We start from the raw sequence: 16,736 nt of genomic DNA, 5'->3' as shown, positions 1-16,736 counted from the left end.
GATGGAGAAAAAACTAAATCTAGATCAAAATCTGATTGATCGCGGTCGTGAAGCTGCCCGTAAAATTGCAGCCAGGGTGTATGAGGAGATAATTGAACCTAATACTACCGTTGCTGTAGAGCGAACAGTTGTACGTCTTTTGGGTGTGGATGGTGTTGATCATCAGGATGTACCATTACCCAATGTGGTAGTAGACCAGGTTCATAAGGGTGGAGAATTAGATAAAGGGATAGCTTACTGGATGGGTAATGCTATGGTGGCTAAAAATATGACAGCCCAGGAAGTTGCAGAAGCAGTAGGACGGGGTGAACTTAATTTACTTGAGATTCCTCCTGGAAATGATGCAGAGATTAAGCAGGTAATTGATGCTGAAGCTAGCAAAATGATAGAACATATTATTAGCCAGCGAAAAAAGAGAGAAGATTTACAGGCTAAGCTGGGAATAGGCAGTACTCCTCTGATTTATGTTATTGTTGCTACCGGTAATATTTATGAGGATGTAATCCAGGCCCAGGCGGCTGCAAAGCAGGGGGCTGATATTATTGCCGTAATCCGGACGACTGCTCAGAGCCTATTGGACTATGTACCCTATGGCCCAACTACTGAAGGTTTTGGTGGAACCTATGCTACCCAGGAAAATTTCAGAATTATGCGAAAGGCTTTAGATGAAGTTAGTGAAGAGGTTGGTAGATATATTCATTTATGTAATTATTGTTCCGGGCTTTGTATGCCTGAGATTGCAGCAATGGGTGCTATTGAGCGTCTGGATGTGATGCTCAATGATGCTATGTATGGAATCCTCTTTAGAGATATTAACATGAAGCGGACATTTATAGATCAGCACTTTAGTCGTATGATCAATGCAGTGGCAGGGATTATTATCAATACAGGTGAGGATAACTATTTAACTACTGCTGATGCGGTAGAAGAAGCCCATACTGTTCTTGCGTCTCAGTTAATTAATGAGCAAATGGCGTTAAATTCCAATCTACCGGAAGAGCAGATGGGATTGGGACATGCCTTTGAGATGAACCCTGATTTAGAAGATGGGCTTTTGATGGAGATTGCTCAGGCTCAGATGGCACGGGAGATCTTCCCTAAAGCGCCATTAAAATATATGCCGCCAACTAAATATATGACAGGAAATATTTTCAAAGGTCATATAATGGATGCTATGTTCAACTTAACCGGAGTATTGACAGGTCAGCATATTCAGCTTCTGGGAATGCTTACTGAAGCAATTCATACTCCATTTTTACAGGACCGGGCGCTCTCAATTGAGAATGCTAAATATATCTTCAATAATGCCCGCCATTTAGGTGATGAGATCATGTTTAAGCCTAATGGAAAGATCCAGAAGCGGGCTCAATACGTTCTTAAAAAGGCTGTGACAATGCTTGAAGAAATTGCTGAGATGGGCCTGGTACGGGCCATTGAAAAAGGAATGTTTGCTGATATTAAACGTTCCCTCACAGGTGGGAAGGGCTTAGACGGTGTAGTCAAAAAGGCTGACCGTTATTATAACCCATTCTTTAGCCTGTTAAAAGGAGGCGTAAAATAATGAATATTGATCTGAAAAATGTTCGGCCTTATGGTGATACATTAAATGATGGTGCTGTTCAACTCAGTTTTACTCTACCTGTTCCTGCCGGAGAAGAGGCCAAGGAAGCGGCTAAAATTCTGGCTAACAAAATGGGTTTAGATGATGTAAATGTGGTTTATATGAATGATCTGGGGATTGGTTTTACATTTTTTGTGGTATACGGTAAGTGTCGTCATTCTGTAGATATGACCCAGATTCAGGTGGCGAAAGTGGAAACTGAGGTAATGGATTTTTATGAGATTAATGAATTTATTCGTGAAAAGATTGGCCGGAAGGTAACGGTAGTCGGCGCCTGTACTGGAACCGATGCCCATACTGTTGGTTTGGATGCCATTATGAATATGAAAGGGTATGCAGGTGAGTACGGTTTGGAACGTTATCCTGAAATAAATGCTTATAACCTGGGTTCCCAGGTTCCCAATGAGGAACTGATCAAAAAAGCGGTGGAAGTTAATGCAGATGCCATTCTGGTCTCTCAGGTAGTTACCCAGAAAAATGTTCATATCCATAATTTAACCCATCTGGTAGATTTATTGGATGCAGAAGGGTTAAGAGATCGGTTTATTCTAATTGTAGGTGGGCCGCGGATTACTCATGAACTGGCATTGGAATTGGGATTTGATGCTGGATTTGGAGCCGGGACACTTCCACCTGAAGTGGCATCCTATATTGTCCAGACACTGGCTGAGAGGCTAAATAAGTAGAAAGGAGATTGTTGCCGTGAGGCTCGATAAAATTTTAATTAATGGTATAATTATTACTCTGGAGGAATCTCAGCCAAAAGCAGAGGCTCTAGCAATCAAAGATGGTAAAATAGTTGCCCTGGGTACTAACGAAAAGATATTGAATATGAACCATGGAGGAGAGGTAATAGATCTAAAGGGTAAGACTGTGGTACCGGGTTTTTCTGATGCTCATGTTCATCTTATAGGAACAGGGTTAAATATGCTGGGGATTCGTCTTAATGATGCTGATTCTTTAGAAGAAGTATTGGCAAGGATTCGTAATAAAGCAAAGGCTCAAAAGCCAGGAGAATTAATCCTGGCTTCGGGCTTAGATACCAACCGTTTTAAAGAAGAGAGACTACCTACACGTGAAGAGCTGGATGATGTTGCTCCTCATAATCCGGTTTTTATCAATCGGGTAGATTCCCATTCCTGTGTGATTAATACCAAAATGATGGAGCTTATAAAAGTTCCTTTAGATCTTGAAGGAGTAGAAAAAGATACATATGGCCTACCATCGGGGTTTATGCGAAAGGCTGCCAATTCTTATGTACGTAATAGGGTATTGAATATCATTCCTGAAGAGATGAGAATTAGGGCTGCCCATATGGCTGCTGAAGCTGCCGTTAAAGTTGGAATTACCACCATTCATGCCCTGGAAGGTGGCCAGCTTTTTAATGATAAAGATGTGGAAGTTTTACTTAAAGTTAAAAATGAATTACCCGTGCATGTTGTTATCTGGCATCAAACTATGGAGATTGAAAAAGTCAAAAAAACCGGATTACCCCGAATCGGTGGATGTATTATACTTGATGGTTCTTTTACTTCCCGGACAGCAGCTTTATTTGAGGACTATAGTGATGATCCGGGTAACAATGGGGTGCTTTATTATGATCAGGAAACGGTGAATCAATTTGTAGAAGAGGCCTACCGGGCAGAACTACAGGTTTCGGTACATGTTCTTGGAGAACGGGCTATTGAACAGATTTTGACCGCTCATGAATTGGCACAGAAAAAGTACCCGCGTTCTGATGCCAGACATCGACTGGAGCATTTTGAATTACCGACTAAAGAACAGATTAAACGCGCGGTAAATCTGGGAATTATTCTTTCTATGCAACCTGCCTTTGAGTACTATTGGGGCGGTAGCGGAATGTATGGTCACCGTCTGGGCCAGGCACGGGCCTTAAGATCAAACCCCTTCTGCTCAATTGTAAGAGCTGGAGGAATCATTGCTGGTGGGTCTGATAGCGACGTTACACCTATGAACCCGCTTGTTGGTATTCAAGGTGCTATGACCCATTCAAATCCGGAGGAAAGACTGGATGCTTTAGAAGCTTTAAAACTTTTTACCATCAATCCGGCATATTCTGTCTTTGAAGAGAAGGAACGGGGAACGATTAAGGTGGGTAAATATGCAGATTTGACAATTTTAGATCAAAATCCACTGACTACTAAACCGGAAGAAATTGATCAAATTCAGGTTGAAATGACCATTGTTGAAGGAAAAATTGTATTTGAGAAAGAATAAATGTTTAAAACTGCAAAAAGCTAATTTTTTGCTCCTTGAGAAATTTTTCGAACCATCTAAAGCTCGATTTCAGTAACTTGATTAGCTCATCACCTCCTGTGATGAGGCCTTATTTCGACTGAAATCTTGTTAAGATGGTTTAACAAAAAATTTCAATAGCGCTCAAAATTAGCTTTTTGCAGTAAAATCATATATGGTTAAACTGCAAAAAGCTAATTTTTCACTCCTTGAGAAATTTTTCGAACCATACTAAAGCTCGATTTCCGCCGAAATAAGGCTTCCTAATCAAAGGGCCCTCCTGGCCCTTGATTAGCTCATCACCTCCTGTGATGAGGCCTTATTTCGTCGGAAATCTCGCCAAGATGGTTTAGCGAAAAATTTCTATGTCGCTCAAAATTAGCTTTTTGCAGTATAATTATATATTAATTAAGGGGGAATGTGAATGGAAAAAGCTATGATTCGGGTTCGGATGAGTTCACAGGATGCTCATTATGCGGGGAACCTGGTGGATGGTGCAAAGATGCTCCAATTGTTCGGGGATGTAGCAACCGAACTTTTGATTCGCCACGATGGAGATGAGGGGTTATTTGTCGCTTATGATAATGTAGAATTTTTAGCACCTGTTTATGCTGGTGATTATATCGAAGCGACCGGAAAAATTGTCAAAGTGGGTAATACATCACGGAAGATGGAGTTTGAAGCAAGAAAGGTAATTGCTTCTGTAAAGGATGCTGAATATGAATCTGCTGCTGAAGTTCTGCCTGAACCGATACTTGTTTGTCGTGCTAGCGGTACCTGTGTAGTACCCAAAGAAAGGCAGAGATTTAATAAATAAAGGGGGGAATTTTTTTGGAAAAACTGATCATTACTGCTGCTATTTGTGGGGCGGAAGTAACTAAAGAACAAAACCCTAATCTTCCTATAACACCCGATGAGCTGGCCCAGGCTGCTTATGATGCCGAGCAGGCAGGTGCTTCAATTATTCATCTCCATGTCCGGGATGAAAATGGAAATCCGACTCAGAGTGAAGAAGTTTTTAGAGAAGTGATAGAAAAGATTAAGGCTAAAGGGTGTAAAGCAATTATCCAGCCGTCTACAGGTGGGGCAGTGGGAATGACTGCTGAGGAACGAATACAACCTTTAAATCTTAGACCCGAGATGGCGACACTGAGTACCGGGTCTGTCAACTTTGGTGATGATGTATTTCTTAATTCGCCAGAATATATTGAATTTTTTGCATCACGAATGAAAGAGCTGGGTATAAAGCCTGAGATTGAAGTATTTGAAGTAGGAATGATCAATAATGCTCTAAGATTGGTAAAAAAAGGTCTTATAGAACCGCCTCTTCATTTTGATTTTGTAATGGGTGTGCCCGGAGGAATTCCTGGAGAGGTAGAAGATTTGCTTCATCTGGTACGGAAGATTCCAGAGGGTTCTACCTGGAGTGTTGCTGGAATTGGTCGTTATGAATTACCTCTTGCAGTAATGGCTATTATAATGGGAGGCCATGTGCGGGTTGGTTTTGAGGATAATATTTACTACAGTAAAGGTGTACTGGCAGAAAGTAATGCACAATTAGTGGAACGGATTGTCCGGATTGCTAAAGAGGTGGGTAGGGAAATTGCCACACCTGATGAAGCAAGAGAAATTTTACACATAAAAAGATAATTTTATGACTATTGGAGGTGAAAGATAATGGCTAAGATCATCGGTAAATCAGAAGTAATGGATATTTTTAAAGATGGAATGTCTGTGATGATCGGTGGTTTTTTAGCTGTAGGTACCCCAGAAGGGTTGATAGACCTTTTGATTGAAAAAAATGTAAAAAATTTGACTATCATTGGCAATGATAGCGGTTATCCTGATAAGGGGATTGGTCGTCTTGTAGTTAACCGTCAGGTAAAAAAGGTGATTGCTTCTCATATTGGAACTAACCCTGAGACCGGAAATCAGATGAATGCCGGTGAACTGGAAGTGGAATTGGTACCACAGGGAACTTTAGCTGAGCGGATTCGAGCAGCTGGTGCTGGATTGGGTGGAATACTCACTCCTACTGGTGTAGGTACAGTGGTGGAGGAAGGAAAAGAAAAGAAAGTAATTGACGGAGTCGAATATCTTTTAGAGCTTCCTTTAAAAGCTGATCTGGCTCTTATTAAAGCCTGGAAAGCTGATAAAAAAGGTAACCTGGTTTATAGAAAGAGTGCACGTAACTTTAACCCGGTTATGGCTTCTGCAGCAGATATTGTTATTGTTGAAGCAGAAGAGATTGTAGAAGTAGGTGAAATTGACCCCGATGAAGTGATGACACCTGGAATTTTTGTTGATTATATTTATGATGGGGGGTTAAATTCATGAGTCGTGAGTTAATTGCAAAACGAATTGCTAAAGAGTTTAAAAGTGGAGATGTAGTTAATTTAGGAATTGGTATGCCAACTATGGTTGCTAATTATATTCCTGAAGATGTAGATATTATTTTCCAATCTGAGAATGGATTTGTCGGTTTAGGTCCAGCCCCTGCCCCTGGTGAGGAAGATAAGGATTTAGTTAATGCTGGCGGTCAACCGGTGACTATTAGACCAGGTGGAGCTTTTTTTGATAGTGCTACTTCTTTTGCTATTATCCGTGGTGGGCATGTAGATGCTACCGTTCTGGGAGCATTAGAAGTTGACCAGTTCGGTAATCTGGCTAACTGGATGATTCCGGGTAAACTGGTTCCGGGTATGGGCGGCGCTATGGATCTTGTAGTGGGTGCAAAGAAAGTAATTGTTGCTACCACGCATACTAACAAAAAAGGTGAATCTAAGATTTTGAAGAGGTGCCGTCTCCCTCTTACGGCTAAAGAACAGGTTAATATGATAGTTACTGAACTAGCGGTAATGGAAGTAACTAAAGAAGGCCTGGTTTTAAAGGAGATTGCTCCCGGTGTAACTGTGGAAGATGTAATTAAGGCTACCGAGGCTGATTTAATCATTAGTGATGATCTAAAAGTTATGGATGTTGAATAAATCTAAATAAATTTTAAGGGGGAGAGAATTGATGAGAGAAGTTATTATTGCCAGTGCTGTCCGGACTCCAATTGGGACTTTTGGCGGAACTTTGAAAGATGTTAAAGCTACTGATCTGGGGGCTATTGTTATTAAAGAAGCCATCAAGCGTGCTGGAATCAAGCCTGAAAATGTAGAAGAAGTAATTATGGGCAATGTACTTCAGGCCGGTCTTGGCCAAAATCCTGCCCGGCAGTCTGCGATTAAAGCAGGATTACATCATAGCATTCCTGCTATGACCATCAACAAGGTCTGTGGTTCTGGTCTTAAGGCAGTTAATCTGGCAGCTCAGGCCATTATCGCTGGAGATGCAGATATTATCGTGGCCGGTGGAATGGAAAACATGAGTCAGGCTCCGTATCTTTTGAAAAATGCCCGTTGGGGCCAGCGGATGGGACACGGTGAACTGATTGATGTTATGATCCATGATGGACTCTGGTGTGCTTTTGATGATACTCATATGGGTATTACTGCTGAAAATATTGCTAAAGAATACGGAATTACCCGTAAAGAGCAGGATGAGTTTGCTGCTTTCAGTCAACAGAAGGCAGAGAAAGCTCTGGTTGAAGGACGGTTTAAAGATGAGATTGTTCCTGTAGAGGTTCCACAGCGGAAAGGTGATCCCATTATCTTTGATACAGATGAACATCCTCGTAAAGGTGTAACTGTTGAGAGTCTGGCTAAATTGCGTCCTGTTTTCAAAAAAGATGGAACTGTAACTGCTGGTAATGCTTCCGGTATAAATGATGGAGCTGCTGCTCTTGTAGTTATGTCAAAAGAAAAGGCTGATGAGTTGGGTGTAAAACCTCTGGTTAAGATTAAAGGTTATGCATCTGCCGGGGTTGAGCCGCGGATTATGGGTACTGGTCCTATTCCTGCAACTAAAAAAGTTCTTGAAAAGACTGGTCTTACCATTGAAGATCTTGATCTTATAGAAGCAAATGAGGCTTTTGCAGTTCAATCTCTAGCGGTTTTAAAAGAATTGGGGCTTGATCCCGATAAGGTAAATGTTAATGGCGGTGCTATTGCTCTGGGCCATCCTATTGGTGCTAGTGGTGCCCGGATTCTGGTTACTCTAATCCATGAAATGCTGAAGCGTGATAGCAAATATGGTCTTGCTACTCTCTGTATCGGTGGTGGCCAGGGTGTGGCAACTATAGTTGAGCGGTAGATTTTCAAAACTTGAAGAGAGGTGTCAATGATGAAAGTTGGAGTAATTGGTGCAGGAACAATGGGTTCCGGTATCTGTCAGGTTCTGGCACAGAGTGGTCATCAGGTTTATCTGGTAGAACAGAATGCTGAGTTTTTAAATAAAGGTCTGGCCCGTATCGAAAAGGGGTATGACCGGAATGTAAAAAAAGAACGGATGACTGAAGAAGAGAAGAATGCCGCTATGGCTAATATTACCGGAATTGAAGGTGTATCTAATCTGCCTGGAGATCTGGATCTGGTGATTGAAGCTGTTGTAGAAGAATTGGATGTAAAAAAAGAGGTTTTTAAAGAATTGGATCAGGTTTGTGATTCTAAAACTATTCTTGCTACCAATACATCTGCTTTAAGTATCAGTGAGATTGCTGTCGTGACCGGACGGCCGGATAAGGTTGTTGGAATGCATTTCTTTAATCCGGTTCCGGTAATGAAACTGGTAGAAGTGATCAGAGGTGCTGTTACTTCTGATGAGACTTTTAACTTTGTTAAAGAACTGGCTGAATCTCTGGGCAAAACCCCCGTTGAAGTCAAAGAGGCTCCCGGTTTTGTAGTTAACCGGATTTTGATTCCGATGATTAATGAGGCTGCTTATATCCTGATGGAAGGGATTGCATCAGCAGAAGATATTGATAAGGCAATGAAGTTGGGGGCTAATCATCCAATTGGTCCATTAGCTTTAGCAGACCTTATCGGGCTGGATGTCTGTCTTTCCATTATGGAGACCCTTTATACCGAGTTTGGTGATCCCAAGTATCGGCCATGTCCACTGTTAAGAAAAATGGTTCGCGCAAATCAATTGGGTCGGAAGACTGGTCAGGGATTTTTCAGTTACTAATAAAACGGCCGTCCAGCCGGGACGGCTGTTTTATAATCCACAGAGAGGAGGATACATAATGACTTTTGTCAATCTGAATTTGACAAAAGAAGATGGGATTGGGATTTTAACTATCAATCGTCCGGAGGCTTTAAATGCTTTGAATAGAGAACTATTGAATGAATTAAAAGAAGCTATTGCTCAGATTAAAGATGATCCTGAGATTAAAGTCTGTATTATTACAGGCGAAGGTAAAGCTTTTGTGGCCGGTGCTGATATCGGTGAGATGGTGGAATTTAATGCTGTTGAAGGCCGGGAATTTGGACGGTTGGGCAACTCTGTCTTTAATGCATTAGAGGAGATGGAGAAACCTGTTATTGCAGCTATTAACGGTTATGCCCTTGGTGGTGGATGTGAGCTGGCTCTGGCCTGTGATATTCGGCTTGCATCTGAAAAGGCCAAATTAGGTCAACCTGAGGTTGGTCTGGGAATTACTCCTGGTTTTGGTGGAACCCAGCGGTTAGTCCGGGCCATTGGTCCTGCTAAGGCGAAAGAATTGATCTTTACTGGAAAGATTATCGATGCCAATGAAGCACATGCAATCGGTCTGGTAAATCATGTTTATCCTGCTGAAAGCCTATTAGAAGAAGCGAAAAAAATGGCCAGAGAGATTGCTAATAAAGCACCTTTTGCTGTTAAGTTGTGCAAACGGGCTATCAATGAAGGTATGGAGATGGATTTAAAGCGGGGTTTAGAAATGGAAGCAGATTTATTTGGACTTTGTTTTGCTACAGAGGATCAAAAAGAAGGTATGAGAGCTTTCTTGGAGAAAAGGAAAGCTGAGTTTAAGGGAGAATAGAGGATTTGTAGCCGACCGAATTGGTCGTTTAGAAGAGACTTGCCCCTACACTACCAGAAAAACTAAATGATTATGCTGCAAAAAGCTAATTTTGAGCAACATAGAAATTTTTCATTAAACTATATTAGCGAGATTTTCGACGAAATAAGGCCTCATTACAGGAGGTGATGAGCTAATCAAGGTCCAGGAGGGCTCTTTGATTAGGAAGTCTTATTTCGGCGGAAATCGAGCTTTAGATGGTTCGAAAAATTTCTCATGGAGTGAAAAATTAGCTTTTTGCAGTGTAACCCTAAATATAATTTCTGAAACGTATAAGTCAAGGCTAAAGCCAGGAGGGCGGAAGCCTTGACTTTTTATATATTTTTCAGATTTGATTGATGGAAAAAACAGCCGTCTAATTTGAACGGCTGTTTGTTGTCTCTCAACTTTTAGATATAAACCTGAACCTGATTTTTGCCATTCTGTTTGGCCATATACATAGCTTTATCAGCCCGACGGATTAATTCATCGGGAATATCATTTTCTTCTTCAATCAAAAGTGAGGTTAGATGTGATAATCCTGCACTTATAGTAATACTTACATTATTCAGGTGTGGAATTTTAGTTTCACTGATGGAAATACGGATTCGTTCAGCTACCTGTTTTGCATTGTCAATATTAGAATCAGGTAAAAGAACTACAAATTCTTCTCCGCCAAAACGGAATACACAGTCGGTCTGTCTGACGCATTTTTTTATAGTCCTGGCAACTAGCTTCAGTATTTCATCGCCGATATCATGTCCGTATGTATCGTTAAATTTCTTAAAATTATCAATATCAATCATTAGTACACTTAAATCCTTACTATTGTTAATGATATAAGAAAGTTCCTTTTTCCACCAATTGGCTAAAGCATAACGGTTACCCAATTCAGTCAGTGCATCAGTATTGGCCCGTGAAGTCTGGCTTTTTAATTCATTTTGTGCATTTAACAGAAAAAATGCGCCTAATACGGGGGCTGCAACTAAGAGTGCGCCTATTATTCCCTGGGCTTGATAACAAATGGCCATGATAATTCCTGTTGCATAATAAATGGGACGAACTGTAGCCATTTCATGTATCCAAATTTCATAAAAGGTTTTAAAAAATTTACTACCTCTATTAATACAGATAATTTTTATTACCTGAGCGAAATTGAAAAAGTCAAGGATTACTACAACTAAAAGGATCCAGAGAATATCACGAGTAAGAACTATATTGGAAATATTATCCGGTAAAAACAATCCTGCTATATATACAGAAATACTGATCTGACTGACATTAAATATTATTTTAAAAGGTTCTTTCTTTTTTAAAATATGTGAAACAACAACGCCCGGAATATAAACCCACATGGTGGCTGTGGATCCCAATAACAGAAGAACACAGATCATGAACGGAAAACTTAAACTGAGGTTAACTCCGGTAGGTAATACAACAGATAAGAGATCAGCAAAAACATTTATAACCATAAAAACAATAATATTAAAATCAGCTAGAGGATTTATTTTAGGTAAATAAGAAAGTAATATAGTTAGACCGATAGCGGGGATTCCGACACAGATCAGTTTGATTTCTATTTCTTTCCATATCAAATTATTATTACTCTTTTTCATGCTGAGATACTCCTCTCACTATCAAGTATGCTCCGTTTTAGGGTGCTATTATAAATTTCGTTAAAGATTGTAAAAATCCTGCCTGCAAAATAGTTTTCTTTAAAAGAATATTTTTATGATTAAGCTACAAAAAGCTAATTTTTAACTTCAAAAGAAATTTTTTGAACCATCTAAAGTTCGATTTCAGTTGAAATAAGGCACACCAATCAATGGGCCCTCCTGGCCCTTGATTAGCTTATCACATTCTGTATGAGGCCTTATTTTGACTGAAATTTCACTAAGATGGTTAAATGAAAAATTTCTATGGCGCTCAAAATTAGCTATAATATTATTAAGGAAGTTGGATGTCATTAATGTCTTTAAGACGGGTTTCTAAGGCATTTAATAGTTGGGCAACAATCTCTAAGGTTTCATTATAAAGTTTTTCACCAATTTCGCGGCTGACATCAAAATATAAACGTTTATAATCTAAAAGCCGTTTTCTGCTCCTGTTTTCCAATATTTCTTTTATTGAACCGCGTTTTCCCATAACTCCCCGGATCATACCCATTAAACCCAATCGGTCTAATCCGTCAGCATCATAAACAATTTTCTCTTCAACGGTTTCGGGTGGAATTCTGGAGGTGGCGGTATGACGAACGACTATGCGAACAATTTTACAGGCATCTTCTTCTTTTACCCAGGTGGATTTTAAATACATGTCAGTAATAGCCCCGCCAATGAGACCGTGTAGGGTTCCTTCCTCATCATAAATCCTGCCGATATCATGAAATAATGCTCCACAGATCAGTATAAAGGGATTGACAGGTTCTTCAATGGCTTTTGCGATTTTTAATGAATACCTGACTACTTCCAGAACGTGAGAATAATCATGTCCTTCACTGTGGCGGTGTTTGTCACGAATAAATGTTTCAATTTCTTGAATTAATTTCCGTTCTTTTAGAGTCAGACTTCGTGTAAGCATAAAGTTCTCCTTTCTATTTTTAAATTTTTAGTGTAAAAAGAGGAATCAGTGTGGCATAGATTTGCCCAAGGCCCAGTTCTAATGTCCGATTCAAAACCTGCTGGCCCCGGTATTCATAAGGTAATGCCCGGAGATGTTGAACAATTTTTGATCCCATCCCGCTTGTGGTTTTTAATTTATAATATCGATTTTCATTAACCTCAAGGACTTCCTCTATATCTAACAGATCAGGGAAGTTATAACCTCCACCATGGGGTAAAATATTGGCTCTTAAAAGTCGATGATAAATATCCAGTTCTTTAGCCCGCGCTTTAAACTCCAGGTTTTCTAACTGTTTCTCTGTCAGATTAAACTTTCCTTTGATAAGGTATCCAGGCCGATCTGCCCTGAGCATAAGGGGGAAGAGGGTTTCCTCGTCAACAAATTTATGGCAGCCAAGAATAATTTCATTTAAACCTACTAAACCTTGATGGGTCTGATCAGTGATTAGTAAAAAATTATCAAAAAGATGGTGGGCTACATGAATACGCCGTTGTCTAGCAAATTTTTCAACATTCTGATAGAATTTAAAATATTCTATTGCATCTTCACCTATAAGATAGTTGATATCACCAAAGGGAGTTTTAAGGGTATGGACTTTGGATTTAAGAATTTTACTTTTATCAATATATAAGCCAAATTGCCCGTTATTATCACCTCTGAATTCATCACCGGCCCCGTGAATTACAAAAAGATAGGGAGGAAGATTATGATTATCTATAACTTTAAAGAAATTGATAAAGTGATTACTTTTATTGAAATCCCATTTTATATTGGTACCTTCGATTTTGCCAGGATTATTTTTAAGTTCCTCCAAAGCCTGAATCAGTTCTGTACAGCTTTTTGGGGTATTTACACCCCCTATAAGCATGCCGCAGGCATTGGGTTTTAAGTCTACTGGGATAAAGGAATCAGTTCCTTCACCCCAGGAAATGATTCCTCCATAGCCAATTCCCTGATTAAAACGGTATATGTTTCGGGTAATGGTCAAATCAGGTGCACCCAGAAAAAAGGCATTTGGTTTATAGCCTAAATATTCCTGTAGGTAATGGATTTTGGCCAGTCCATAAGTCATGACCTGAATTGCAATTTTTGCTCCACTGTCGTATAGACCTAAAGAAAAAATATGTTGCCTGGCCCGTTTTAATCTTTTCTCTTTTTCCATTTTTATTATCCCCTTTCAATAGGTTTTTTAATGTCAGGGAATTTATGCAGCTGTGGATAACTTTCATCTCTGGCATCAATAAATTTTTCTTGTTTTCCAGCTTTTAATTAAGAGCAGGTTATTAAATTAATATTTTGGACAAGAAATCTTTATGCCTAAAATTTTTGATTAAACTGCAAAAAGTTAATTTCTTTTGAAGTGGAAAATTAGCTTTTTGCAGTAAAATCATTTTTATAAAAGAAGGACTTTTAAGATTAATGACTAATTGTTAATGCGAGGTGAGATAAATGAAGATATTAATTGTTTATTCTAAAGAAGGAAAAATTGAAGAATATGCTGATGCTCTTAGAAAAGGTGCTGAATCTAAAGGACATCAGGTGACGATGAAAAAAGCAAGTGAGAGAGGAGATATGGTGAGCTGTCACCCTTATGATTTACTTATTGTAGGAAGTCCAATTTTGGGGGTATTTGGCGGTAAAATTGCTGAAGATTTAAAACCTTACCTTAGTGCTCTAAAAAGGACAGAAGGACAGAATTCCATCGCTTTTGTGAAACGTAAGATATTTGGTACTGATAAAGCACTTCGCCGCTTGATGGGAGTTATGGAATCTCAGGGCTGTATTGTTAAAGACTTTCGTGGATTTCGTTCTTTAGACGAGGCTTATCAATTTGGTAGGCATCTTTAGGATTATTTTTTGAAAATAGAACTTGTCAAGAGAGAAAATTTAGGATATACTATAAAAGATGTAGTTAGAATTCCACAGTAATTTATTGTTGCTGTGGAATTTCTATTTGACTATTTGGGCCATACTAATTTTAAGAAAACATTACAAAGGGGTATTATTATGGCCACAGAGATTTTAATCAGCATTAAGAATTTACAAAAACAGGATGGAGAAAAGAATATTATTAATTATCAAACCCGGGGATTTCTCTATGATAAAGGACAGGCTACCTATCTTCAATATGAGGAAAGTGCCGAGGGTCTTGAGGGTGTTCGAACGACCCTGAAACTGGAGAAAAACCGGGTTACTTTAATTCGTCATGGAAAAGTCTCCATGTGTCAGGTCTTTGAAGAAGGGGTTAAAGATGAGAGTCAATATAAAACATCTTACGGCAGCATTCCACTTTCAACTGATACCAAGCGTCTTGAGCAGGCTTTGGGTTTTGATGAAGGCCGAATTCGAATTTATTATGATTTATACCTTGGTGATGAATTGACCAGTAATAATACTCTGGAGATTATTTATCAAACAATACAGGATAGCTAAAAAAATTAGAAATGGAGGAATGGATGATGAAAGATATACTGTTGTCAACGTTTACAGGTATGGTTGTAGGAGTTATTTTCACAGTATTTAAATTACCTCTTCCCGCACCGCCGACATTGGCAAGTGTAATGGGTGTTGTAGGGATATTTTTAGGATATATTCTGGTCAAATTTCTGTTCCATATGTAGAATGGAGGGAGACTAAGTGTCTAAATATGTTTTTGTGACTGGGGGGGTTGTATCGGCTCTTGGTAAGGGAATTACTGCAGCCAGTTTAGGAAGACTTTTAAAAAGTCGGGGATTAAATGTAAGTATCCAGAAATTTGATCCCTATATAAATGTGGATCCAGGAACCATGAGTCCATACCAACATGGAGAAGTTTTTGTAACTGATGATGGTGCTGAGACGGATTTGGATTTAGGTCATTACGAACGGTTTATTGATGTGAACTTAAGCCAGAACAACAATGTAACTACTGGAAAAATTTATGGCTCTGTTATTGCTAAAGAGCGGAAAGGTGATTATCTAGGTGCCACTGTTCAGGTAATTCCTCATATTACCAATGAGATCAAAGAACGGATTACCCGGGTAGGTCGGGAGACCAACGCCGATGTAGTAATTACAGAAATCGGTGGAACTGTGGGAGATGTTGAGAGTTTACCTTTTTTGGAAGCCATTAGGCAGTTGAAGATTGATTTAGGCAGGGAAAATGTACTCTATGTCCATTGTACTCTGGTTCCCTATGTATCAGCAGCAGGGGAATTAAAAACAAAACCAACCCAACATAGTGTAAAAGAACTTAGAAGTATTGGAATTCAACCAGATATCATTGTTTGCCGCTGTGAACGGCATTTAACAAAAAGTATCAAAGAAAAGATTGCTCTTTTCTGTGATATTGATCTTGAAGCTGTTATTGAAGTGAAAGATGTAAAAAATATTTATGAAGTGCCCCTGGTTCTTGAGGAACAGGGATTGGCTAAAATTGTATTAAGGCGGTTAGGTTTAGATGAAGGGAAACCTGATTTGACCGAATGGAGACAGATGGTAGAGAAGATGTCTAACCTGGATAAAACGGTCAAAATTGCTATTGTAGGTAAATATGTACAGCTTCAGGATGCTTATATTAGCATTTATGAAGCCCTTCGTCATGCAGGAGTAGTCAATAATGCCAATGTGGATATCAAATGGGTACATGCTGAAGAGGTGGAGAAGAAAACTGCTGGTGAATTTTTAGATGATGTGGATGGGATATTGGTTCCGGGGGGCTTTGGTGATCGGGGGATTGAAGGTAAGATTAAGGCTGCTCAATATGCCCGGGAAAATAAGATTCCTTATTTTGGCATTTGTCTCGGTATGCAGGTTGCAGTTATTGAGTTTGCCCGGAATGTGGTAGGGTTTAAGGATGCTAACAGTTCTGAGTTTGCTGAAGTTGAGCATCCGGTAATTGACCTTTTGCCTGAACAAAGGGATGTAGAAGAGATGGGCGGTACAATGCGTCTTGGTCTTTATCCATGCAAGTTGATTCCGGGAACTTTAGCCTATGAAGCATATGGTCAGGAAATTATTTATGAACGCCACCGCCATCGTTATGAGTTCAATAATCAGTTCCGCCCACAGATTACCGGGGCTGGAATGAAGTTATCCGGTCTTTCTCCGGATGAACGGCTGGTAGAGATTGTGGAAATTCCCGATCATCCCTGGTTTTTGGGTTGTCAATTCCATCCCGAGTTTAAGTCCAGACCCAATCGTCCTCATCCTCTTTTTGTTAAGTTTGTTGAAGCAGCAGTTAAGAAGAAGTATAGCTAAGTTGATGACCCTTCAGGCTGTTGACAAACACTAGTTTTTTACTGCAATTTATCTGGATTATTAAAATTAGAT

At 39.6% G+C, this 16,736-nt stretch carries 17 protein-coding genes; 14 read left to right on the top strand and 3 right to left on the bottom strand.

Annotated elements, in window-relative coordinates:
- Position 1: 1 nt before the first annotated feature.
- The 10 genes from kamD (at position 2) to BBF96_RS12120 (ending at position 9,785) form a co-directional block, all read left to right on the top strand.
- Positions 2 to 1,561 (top strand): lysine 5,6-aminomutase subunit alpha, encoded by a 1,560-nt coding sequence (gene kamD, locus BBF96_RS12165; protein ID WP_127017412.1) that lies wholly within the window; start codon positions 2 to 4, stop codon positions 1,559 to 1,561.
- Positions 1,561 to 2,307, top strand: a complete 747-nt coding sequence (kamE, locus tag BBF96_RS12160) for a lysine 5,6-aminomutase subunit beta (protein ID WP_127017411.1) — start codon at positions 1,561 to 1,563, stop codon at positions 2,305 to 2,307. The genes kamD and kamE overlap by 1 nt, the downstream gene beginning before the upstream one ends.
- A gap of 16 nt (positions 2,308 to 2,323) precedes the next feature.
- The gene (locus BBF96_RS12155; RefSeq protein WP_127017410.1) at positions 2,324 to 3,859 is read left to right on the top strand and encodes an amidohydrolase; all 1,536 of its coding nucleotides are present in this window, start codon (positions 2,324 to 2,326) and stop codon (positions 3,857 to 3,859) included.
- Between the two features lie 442 nt (positions 3,860 to 4,301).
- A complete protein-coding gene (kal, locus tag BBF96_RS12150) occupies positions 4,302 to 4,694 on the top strand; it encodes a 3-aminobutyryl-CoA ammonia lyase (RefSeq protein WP_127017409.1) in 393 nt (130 codons plus the stop codon).
- A 14-nt stretch (positions 4,695 to 4,708) separates the two neighbouring features.
- Positions 4,709 to 5,527 (top strand): 3-keto-5-aminohexanoate cleavage enzyme, encoded by an 819-nt coding sequence (gene kce, locus BBF96_RS12145; protein WP_127017408.1) that lies wholly within the window; start codon positions 4,709 to 4,711, stop codon positions 5,525 to 5,527.
- A gap of 27 nt (positions 5,528 to 5,554) precedes the next feature.
- Positions 5,555 to 6,214 carry an acetate CoA-transferase subunit alpha gene (gene atoD, locus BBF96_RS12140; protein ID WP_127017407.1) on the top strand — a complete coding sequence of 220 codons (660 nt, stop codon included), beginning with the start codon at positions 5,555 to 5,557 and terminating at the stop codon, positions 6,212 to 6,214.
- The gene (locus tag BBF96_RS12135; RefSeq protein ID WP_127017406.1) at positions 6,211 to 6,864 is read left to right on the top strand and encodes a CoA transferase subunit B; all 654 of its coding nucleotides are present in this window, start codon (positions 6,211 to 6,213) and stop codon (positions 6,862 to 6,864) included. The genes atoD and BBF96_RS12135 overlap by 4 nt, the downstream gene beginning before the upstream one ends.
- Positions 6,865 to 6,895: 31 nt before the next feature.
- Positions 6,896 to 8,074, top strand: coding sequence for an acetyl-CoA C-acetyltransferase (locus BBF96_RS12130; RefSeq protein WP_127017405.1), 1,179 nt, complete (start codon positions 6,896 to 6,898; stop codon positions 8,072 to 8,074).
- Positions 8,075 to 8,101: 27 nt separating this feature from the next.
- Positions 8,102 to 8,947, top strand: a complete 846-nt coding sequence (locus BBF96_RS12125; protein ID WP_127017404.1) for a 3-hydroxybutyryl-CoA dehydrogenase — start codon at positions 8,102 to 8,104, stop codon at positions 8,945 to 8,947.
- 58 nt (positions 8,948 to 9,005) lie between these two features.
- Positions 9,006 to 9,785, top strand: coding sequence for a short-chain-enoyl-CoA hydratase (locus tag BBF96_RS12120; protein ID WP_127017403.1), 780 nt, complete (start codon positions 9,006 to 9,008; stop codon positions 9,783 to 9,785).
- A gap of 428 nt (positions 9,786 to 10,213) precedes the next feature.
- Here BBF96_RS12120 and BBF96_RS12115 read toward each other — a convergent pair whose 3' ends face one another.
- From BBF96_RS12115 to BBF96_RS12105, 3 genes are all read right to left on the bottom strand, one after another.
- Positions 10,214 to 11,419: a GGDEF domain-containing protein gene (locus BBF96_RS12115; protein WP_127017402.1), complete on the bottom strand. Its 1,206-nt coding sequence runs from the start codon at positions 11,417 to 11,419 to the stop codon at positions 10,214 to 10,216.
- A gap of 331 nt (positions 11,420 to 11,750) precedes the next feature.
- Positions 11,751 to 12,383, bottom strand: a complete 633-nt coding sequence (locus BBF96_RS12110; RefSeq protein WP_127017401.1) for an HD domain-containing protein — start codon at positions 12,381 to 12,383, stop codon at positions 11,751 to 11,753.
- A 19-nt stretch (positions 12,384 to 12,402) separates the two neighbouring features.
- Positions 12,403 to 13,587 carry a hypothetical protein gene (locus tag BBF96_RS12105; protein WP_127017400.1) on the bottom strand — a complete coding sequence of 395 codons (1,185 nt, stop codon included), beginning with the start codon at positions 13,585 to 13,587 and terminating at the stop codon, positions 12,403 to 12,405.
- A gap of 287 nt (positions 13,588 to 13,874) precedes the next feature.
- Between BBF96_RS12105 and BBF96_RS12100 the strand changes: the two genes are divergently transcribed.
- The 4 genes from BBF96_RS12100 to BBF96_RS12085 all read left to right on the top strand — a co-directional run bounded on the left by BBF96_RS12100 (position 13,875) and on the right by BBF96_RS12085 (position 16,664).
- Positions 13,875 to 14,273, top strand: a complete 399-nt coding sequence (locus BBF96_RS12100) for a flavodoxin family protein (RefSeq protein WP_127017399.1) — start codon at positions 13,875 to 13,877, stop codon at positions 14,271 to 14,273.
- A 159-nt stretch (positions 14,274 to 14,432) separates the two neighbouring features.
- Positions 14,433 to 14,858 (top strand): YwiB family protein, encoded by a 426-nt coding sequence (locus BBF96_RS12095; RefSeq protein ID WP_127017398.1) that lies wholly within the window; start codon positions 14,433 to 14,435, stop codon positions 14,856 to 14,858.
- Positions 14,859 to 14,884: 26 nt separating this feature from the next.
- Positions 14,885 to 15,046: a XapX domain-containing protein gene (locus BBF96_RS12090; protein WP_127017397.1), complete on the top strand. Its 162-nt coding sequence runs from the start codon at positions 14,885 to 14,887 to the stop codon at positions 15,044 to 15,046.
- 16 nt (positions 15,047 to 15,062) lie between these two features.
- Positions 15,063 to 16,664, top strand: a complete 1,602-nt coding sequence (locus BBF96_RS12085; protein WP_127017396.1) for a CTP synthase — start codon at positions 15,063 to 15,065, stop codon at positions 16,662 to 16,664.
- The last annotated feature ends 72 nt before the right edge of the window (positions 16,665 to 16,736 follow it).

Source organism: Anoxybacter fermentans, assembly GCF_003991135.1.
GTDB lineage: Bacteria > Bacillota > Halanaerobiia > DY22613 > DY22613 > Anoxybacter > Anoxybacter fermentans.
This window is presented reverse-complemented; position numbering and strand designations above follow the sequence as displayed.

Bases quoted from the DNA above. Each gene is read 5' to 3' on its own strand.
- kamD (WP_127017412.1), top strand. From the start codon at position 2: ATGGAGAAAAAACTAAATCTAGATCAAAATCTGATTGATCGCGGTCGT.
- kamE (WP_127017411.1), top strand. From the start codon at position 1,561: ATGAATATTGATCTGAAAAATGTTCGGCCTTATGGTGATACATTAAAT.
- kal (WP_127017409.1), top strand. From the start codon at position 4,302: ATGGAAAAAGCTATGATTCGGGTTCGGATGAGTTCACAGGATGCTCAT.
- atoD (WP_127017407.1), top strand. From the start codon at position 5,555: ATGGCTAAGATCATCGGTAAATCAGAAGTAATGGATATTTTTAAAGAT.
- BBF96_RS12135 (WP_127017406.1), top strand. From the start codon at position 6,211: ATGAGTCGTGAGTTAATTGCAAAACGAATTGCTAAAGAGTTTAAAAGT.
- BBF96_RS12130 (WP_127017405.1), top strand. From the start codon at position 6,896: ATGAGAGAAGTTATTATTGCCAGTGCTGTCCGGACTCCAATTGGGACT.
- BBF96_RS12125 (WP_127017404.1), top strand. From the start codon at position 8,102: ATGATGAAAGTTGGAGTAATTGGTGCAGGAACAATGGGTTCCGGTATC.
- BBF96_RS12120 (WP_127017403.1), top strand. From the start codon at position 9,006: ATGACTTTTGTCAATCTGAATTTGACAAAAGAAGATGGGATTGGGATT.
- BBF96_RS12115 (WP_127017402.1), bottom strand. From the start codon at position 11,419: ATGAAAAAGAGTAATAATAATTTGATATGGAAAGAAATAGAAATCAAA.
- BBF96_RS12110 (WP_127017401.1), bottom strand. From the start codon at position 12,383: ATGCTTACACGAAGTCTGACTCTAAAAGAACGGAAATTAATTCAAGAA.
- BBF96_RS12105 (WP_127017400.1), bottom strand. From the start codon at position 13,587: ATGGAAAAAGAGAAAAGATTAAAACGGGCCAGGCAACATATTTTTTCT.
- BBF96_RS12100 (WP_127017399.1), top strand. From the start codon at position 13,875: ATGAAGATATTAATTGTTTATTCTAAAGAAGGAAAAATTGAAGAATAT.
- BBF96_RS12095 (WP_127017398.1), top strand. From the start codon at position 14,433: ATGGCCACAGAGATTTTAATCAGCATTAAGAATTTACAAAAACAGGAT.
- BBF96_RS12090 (WP_127017397.1), top strand. From the start codon at position 14,885: ATGAAAGATATACTGTTGTCAACGTTTACAGGTATGGTTGTAGGAGTT.